Genomic DNA, 279 nt, shown 5'->3' with positions numbered 1-279 from the left:
CGTGATAGATAGTGCCGAGGGTGAAGTCATCTTGAGGGAAAACCTTGAACGTTATCTAAAGGAGCATCTTGGTTTTGAATTTAGAAATGAGCATTAAAAAAGCCCACTCTGGCAAGTGGACTTAATTAAAGGCTTTCTGAAAACTCAAGTAAGAATATTCTACCAGATAGCCTCAAGAAAATCAATGGAGGTTTTATACATGGCTAAAGCAGTTAAAGTGGCATTCAGCGAGCGTGGGGAGGATCAGCAACGTTTAAGACAGGTTGGAGGTTCTATTGT

General features: G+C 40.5%; 1 protein-coding gene. It reads left to right on the top strand.

Annotated elements, in window-relative coordinates:
* Window positions 1-97, top strand: a 97-nt coding sequence (locus tag ACWFR1_RS40520) for a YqaI family protein (RefSeq protein ID WP_453561180.1), incomplete at its 5' end; no start/stop codon positions are given.
* Between the last annotated feature and the right edge of the window lie 182 nt (window positions 98-279).

Source organism: Streptomyces sp. NPDC055103, assembly GCF_053607625.1.
Note: the sequence above shows the minus strand (reverse complement) of the source record. Positions and strands in the feature narration are given on the sequence as shown.